Raw genomic sequence first — 4754 nt, 5'->3', positions numbered from 1 at the left:
GCGGCCGATCTCGCCGCCCGCTGCCACCGCGCCGCGATCGAGGGCAAGTGGGGCACGATGATGCGGTTCTTCGCCGGCCCGACGCTGCTCGTAATCGACTTATGCCGACTCCGTGATTATGCCGATGTGGGTGGGGCGGCGGGCCCCGCGCCCAGTGTTTTCCAGGACTGTGACCGGTAGTTGGCTGCGTGGAGGTCGGCATAATCACAGTCCTTCGAGGAATGCGAGCAGGCTGTCCGCGGGACGGTATCGGCCGGGCGGCGACGACACCGGGGTGGTTTTGGCCAGCGCGCGTTCCTTGATCGTCATGTCGGCGTGGATGTAGGGATCCGTGGACCGGGTGTCGGCGTGGCCCAGCCAGAGCGCGATGACGGTGGTGTCCACTCCCGCGTGCAGCAGCGTCATCGCGGTGGTGTGCCGCAGCGTGTGCGGGGACAGCTTCTTCGAATGCAATGTTCCGCAGGCTAGGGCGGCTGTGGAGTGGTGGGCGGCCAGTCTGTGCTCGATCGCATCGCGGGTGAGTCGTCGACCGGTGCGGGTGCAGAACAACGGATCGGTCGGCAGGCCGGCCCTCTCACGCAGCCAGTGGCGGATCGCCGCCGCTGTTGCTGCGGTGAGCGGGATGGCGCGGTCTTTGCGTCCCTTCCCGTGGCAGCGGACGTTTGCGCCGGTGCCGCAGGCGATGTCGGCGCAGTTCAACCCGGTCAGCTCCGACACCCGCAACCCGGTCTGGACGCAGAGCATCAGCCAGGCGTGGTCGCGGCGGCCCTCCCAGGTGGTGAGGTTCGGCGCGGCCAGCAGTGCGTCGACCTCCGCGGCGGTGAGGTAGGACACCGTTGCTTTGTCGAACCTCTTCGGCGGAATCGCCAGCACCCGGGCGATCACGTCGGCGTGTTCGGGGTGCTGCAGCGCGGCGTAGCGGAACAGCGACCGCAGCGCGCCCAGGCGGGCGTTGCGTGTGCGGGCGCTGTTGTGCCGCTTGGTCTCCAGATGGTTCAGGAACGCGCTGATCATGCCCTGGTCGAGATCCGACCAGTCCAGGTGCGAGGGCAGCTTCCCCGTCGTGGACTGGACGAAGGCGACGAGCAGCCGCAGCGTGTCGCGGTAGGCGGCGATGGTGTGGCCGCTGGCCTGGCGCTGTTTGGCCAAACGGTCGCTGAAGAATACCTGGACCGTCGCCGTGATTGCCGTCATGACTGCACCCGCCCATCCCCAGGCGCGAGGCGTTCAGCGGCCAGGGCGAGCAGTTCTGGCGCAGCGGAGAGATACCAGTGGGTGAACCGCGGATCGCGGTGCCCGAGATAGGTGGAGAGATAAGGCAGTCGCGCGTGGACGTCGGCGCCGCTGCGATACCAGTTGACCAGCGTGGTGACCGCGAAAGTGTGACGCAGGTCGTGTAAGCGGGGACCGCGGGCCGCTCCGACGCCGATCCCCGCCTCGGAGCACAGGCGGTGGAAGACGGTTTGGACAACGGGATAGAGCAGCCGTTTTCCTGTCACCATCACGAAGAAGCTCGTGGTGGACGGCGCCGGGAGGTGCGTGTCGCGCTGAGCGGCATATGTGCGCAGTGCAGCAACGGTGCTGGAGCGCACGGGAACCTTGCGGGTCTTCATGAATTTCGATTCCCGGACCAGGAGGACGCCGGCAGCGAGGTCAACGTCGGCCCGATCCAGCCGGATCGCTTCCCCGATGCGTAGCCCCGTCACCGACAGCAGCCCGATCAGGTTGGAATACGTCGCCGCGGGCAGTCGCGAATCCAAGTCGTGCTGCGCGTGGCCCATCAAGGCGGTGATGTCGTCGACGGAATAGATGAATGGTGTCCTCCAGCGCCGGCGGGAGGGGAACAACCCGATTGGTGAAACTTCTGTCGCGGAATCGATGCCGGAGAGGTAGCGGGCGAAGCCGCGAACGGCCGTCATTCGGCGCGGCCAGACAGCGCTGCCCGGTTCAGCCGACACGGACTCGACCCAGGCGATGGTGTTGGCGATAGTGACCGTCGGTTGCTCATTGGCGTCCATCCACGCCACGAACCGGGGAAGAAGCCTCGCCGCGTCAGCCAACTGATAGCCCAGGTTCCGTCGCAGCCGAAGGTAGTCGTCCAAGGACTCAGTGAGTGTCGTCATGAGTTTTGCCCCGGCCAGTCCTGGGCGATGCCGCGCAGCGAGTCGATGGCGATCTTCGCGTAGATGGCAGTGGTGGCCAGATCCCGGTGCCGCAGCACCTGCCCGATGTCCAGCAGGGGGATGTCTTTCGCCAGCATCTCTGTCGCCAGCGCGTGCCGCAGCCGGTGTGCCTTCGCTTCCGGGCAATTGGCCCGGCGAGCCGCCCGGCGCACCACATCACCGACCAGATCCGCCGCGATCGGTTTGCGTGGGGCCCGTTCGGTGATGAACACCTCCCGGTGCGGCGACGCCGGCCGGCCCTCGTGGAGGTAGTCCGCCAGCGCTTCTCCCGCGTCGACGGGCAGGGGCATCAGGTCGCGGCGGCGGGCCTTGCTGCGGACCGTGACCTCCCCGGCGCGCCAGTCGACGTCGTCCAGGCGCAACCGGGCGACCTCGATGGACCGAAGTCCCAGCCTGGCCAGCAGCAGCATGATCGCCCGGTCCCGGCGGCCGGTGCTGGTGCCGGGATCGCAGCTGTCCACCATCGCCTCGACCTGCCCGGCGCTGAGCGCGACGGGCAGGTGCGCGTCGCGCCAACCGGCGACCGCGGGAACACATCCCGCAAGATTCCAGCTGGTCCGGTCCGTGAGATAGAGGTAGCGCAGCAACGAGCGCATCTCCGCGACCCGCCCGCGCGCGGACCCGAGACTCACCCGCTCGCTCTCGGCCAGGATGAATGCCGAGATCTCGAGATCGGACAGCATCGTGGTGTCAAGCAGCTCTCCTGCAGGCTGACCGATCTGCAGGAATCGCCACGCCAACTTCTCGTAGCGCAGCACCGTCATCGCCGCCAGGTCCTTGTCGTGGACCAACCACTGCCGATAGTCCGCCAGCAGAGCCTCCAGCGCAGAAACCACCGCCGTGGGACGAGGCGCAAGTACCCCGCCCTCCCGCAGCACCTCGAACATCAAAGTGAAGCAGCGGCCAAAGAGCTTCTGAGTGAAACCCGCCCCGGCCCGGGCGGCGCGGAAGGACGCGACGGCCGACTCGTCGAAATCCGCGACCGTCAGCCGTTCCGTCTCCAGCCAGCGGCCGACGTCGCCGACGATCTTCAACATGCCCCGCCGCGTGCCCGGCGTGTAGCCGGCCGCGGCCAGCTTCGCATCGACGGCGGCGATGTAGGGCGCCATAGCCCCAGCCTTTCTGCGTGTTCCTGACATAAGTTCGTTCCTCGTCTGGAAGCGCGATGCCTCCTCGGAAACAGCTTCCAACGACGCCGGAATTATGCCGACAATCTCTCTGGGGTCTGCGGAAAATACCAGCGCTATCAGTGATATCGGAGAGTGGCCGCGGCGACATCGGCATAATCACGGAGTCGGCATAAGTCGATTAGTGCGTATCCGCTTAGCTCAGCTAGAGTGAGGTGTGCCCAAACCTGATTTTCCGCGTTCGATTCTGGCGTTCCAGGAGTGGTTTGGCCTTGACCCCAGCGAGTGGACACCTCACAAGAGAGAATGTTCACTATGGCAAGATCACGTCGGGAGTTCACTCCTGAGTACAAAGACGAGGCCGTGAAGCTGGTGTTGACCACCGGCAGAGCGGTCGCGACCGTCGGCCGCGAGCTCGGGATCAACGAGGCCACGCTGGGCCGGTGGGTGACCGCGTTCAAGGGTCGCAACGAGACCGGGCAGACCGAGGTGACGGAGTCTGAACGAGCTGAGCTGCTGCGGCTTCGGAAAGAAAACGCGGACCTGAAGATGGACAGGGCGTTCTTGAAAAAGCGTCCATCTTCTTCGCCCAGGAAGCGTCGGATACGAACGGCAAGCGTTCGAACTGATGCTGGCGGAGAAGACCAACTTCACTATCACCCGCATGGTCCGTCTTCTCGAGATCTCCCGATCCGGCTACTACGCCTGGGCCGGCCGGCCGCCGTCGCCGGCGTCGATTCGGCGGGTGCATATCGAGCAAAAAGTGGCCTTCTTCCACGGCGATTCCGACGAGGTCTACGGGGCCCCAAGGATCCTGGCCGATCTCCGCGCGGACGGGGAGATCATCTCCCGCAAGACCGTCGCCGCGACCATGAAACGCCTGGGATTGGTGGGCATTTGCCCGAAAAAGTGGAAGACGACCACGATCATCGATCACGCTGACGCCTACCCGGTCGACGCCGTGAAACGAGAGTGGGACACCGGGGCGCTGAACCAGGTCTGGGTGGGCGATATCACCTACCTGAGGACCTGGGAGGGGTGGGTGTATTTGGCGACCGTCATCGACGCTCACAGCCGCCGCGTGATCGGCTGGGCCATCGCCGACCACATGCGCACTGACCTCATCCAGGACGCCCTCACGATGGCCATGGTGCTGCGAGGAGACCGCCCGGCGACCGTGATCTTCCACAGCGACCGTGGCACCCAGGGCGGATTCAACCGGTCGTCGCAACACCTCGATTATGGAGGTGGATTATGGGACGTCCGAAGGGTTGGATGGCCACGCAACTCGGGCGGGAGCCGATGCGGTCGCCGGGCCGACCGCCGGGCCGACCGCCGGGCCGACCGCCGGGCCGGCCGCCGGGGTGGCGCCGGGAACACCGGCAGGATTTCTGGGACCTCGTGGGGCAGGGTGTCTCGAGCGAGGAGGCTGGCGAGCGGGCCG

At 66.3% G+C, this 4754-nt stretch carries 3 protein-coding genes and 3 pseudogenes; 3 read left to right on the top strand and 3 right to left on the bottom strand.

Going from position 1 to position 4754, the window contains the following annotated elements:
* Positions 1-180 (top strand): annotated as a pseudogene (locus E3T42_RS17300) (hypothetical protein); the annotation flags it as partial.
* Between the two features lie 24 nt (positions 181-204).
* Here E3T42_RS17300 and E3T42_RS09115 read toward each other — a convergent pair.
* From E3T42_RS09115 to E3T42_RS09105, 3 genes are read right to left on the bottom strand one after another with little or no spacing between them, the layout of a single operon-like run.
* Positions 205-1194: a tyrosine-type recombinase/integrase gene (locus E3T42_RS09115; RefSeq protein ID WP_134402886.1), complete on the bottom strand. Its 990-nt coding sequence runs from the start codon at positions 1192-1194 to the stop codon at positions 205-207.
* A complete protein-coding gene (locus E3T42_RS09110; RefSeq protein ID WP_134402885.1) occupies positions 1191-2123 on the bottom strand; it encodes a tyrosine-type recombinase/integrase in 933 nt (310 codons plus the stop codon). The genes E3T42_RS09115 and E3T42_RS09110 overlap by 4 nt, the downstream gene beginning before the upstream one ends.
* A complete protein-coding gene (locus E3T42_RS09105; RefSeq protein WP_198418099.1) occupies positions 2120-3292 on the bottom strand; it encodes a site-specific integrase in 1173 nt (390 codons plus the stop codon). The genes E3T42_RS09110 and E3T42_RS09105 overlap by 4 nt, the downstream gene beginning before the upstream one ends.
* Positions 3293-3616: 324 nt before the next feature.
* Here E3T42_RS09105 and E3T42_RS17630 point away from each other — a divergent pair.
* Positions 3617-3838, top strand: a pseudogene (locus tag E3T42_RS17630) (transposase); the annotation flags it as partial.
* A gap of 85 nt (positions 3839-3923) precedes the next feature.
* Positions 3924-4754, top strand: a pseudogene (locus E3T42_RS09095) (IS3 family transposase); the annotation flags it as partial.

Source organism: Cryobacterium sp. TMT4-10 (assembly GCF_004403275.1).
Taxonomy (GTDB): Bacteria; Actinomycetota; Actinomycetes; order Actinomycetales; family Microbacteriaceae; genus Cryobacterium; species Cryobacterium shii.
Note: the sequence above shows the minus strand (reverse complement) of the source record. Positions and strands in the feature narration are given on the sequence as shown.